Source organism: Streptomyces capoamus, assembly GCF_014654935.1.
Taxonomy (GTDB): Bacteria; Actinomycetota; Actinomycetes; order Streptomycetales; family Streptomycetaceae; genus Streptomyces; species Streptomyces capoamus.
This window is the reverse complement of the sequence record NZ_BNBF01000035.1, coordinates 1-326: the sequence shown is the minus strand read 5'-3', so window position 1 is coordinate 326 and position 326 is coordinate 1. Positions and strand designations below refer to the sequence as shown.

Below are 326 nucleotides of genomic sequence, written 5' to 3'. Positions count from 1 at the left end.
TGCAGGCATCGCGCCCTGACCGGGTGGCAACCGTTGTTTGTCCTGCGTTCAGCCGGGGGTAGCTTCCCGGGCATGCGCGACTTAGTGCCGGAGCAGTACTACCGGCATCGTGCCCCGGTCTACGACGAGACCAGCTATCGCGGGGACGAAATGGTCAACGCCCAGCTGGACCGGGAGACGGCCGACATTGGAAAACTGCTCAACACACTGCCGACGGGGCGAGTGGCGGACATCGCCTGCGGGACCGGCGTGTGGACCCAGTTCCTGCGCGGCGACGTCGTCGCCCTGGACCAGAGCGCGGAGATGCTGCAGCTGACGCACGCCCG

General features: G+C 67.2%; 1 protein-coding gene. It reads left to right on the top strand.

Annotation, left to right across the window (positions count from 1 at the left end; all coding sequences use genetic code 11):
- Nucleotides 1-72: 72 nt before the first annotated feature.
- A partial coding sequence (locus IE312_RS34585; RefSeq protein ID WP_229900789.1) for a class I SAM-dependent methyltransferase occupies nucleotides 73-326 on the top strand: 254 nt, incomplete at its 3' end.